Genomic DNA, 223 nt, shown 5'->3' with positions numbered 1-223 from the left:
ATGTTTCTTTTTGACAATCGATAAATTGATGTAATTCTGTATCTTTTATTTTTTCGCGAATATGGCCATAGCCTTTTTTAAAATCTCATTTTCCTCTTTCAAGCGAAGCATATCTTTCTGCATTTGTTTCAGATCTTCTAGCGTCATTTCTTCCTCATCAATCGTTGTGATAGGAGAATATTTTTTAATCCATTTATAAATTGTTACTTCTGATACACCATAC

At 30.5% G+C, this 223-nt stretch carries 1 pseudogene; it reads right to left on the bottom strand.

Annotated elements, in window-relative coordinates:
* Window positions 1-223: pseudogene (locus MR063_RS21730) on the bottom strand (IS3-like element ISBce13 family transposase); the annotation flags it as partial.

This window comes from Bacillus cereus group sp. BfR-BA-01492, assembly GCF_022662815.1.
Lineage (GTDB): Bacteria > Bacillota > Bacilli > Bacillales > Bacillaceae_G > Bacillus_A > Bacillus_A cereus_BD.
The sequence above is the reverse complement of the archived record's forward strand: the minus strand, read 5'-3'. Positions and strand labels throughout refer to the sequence as shown.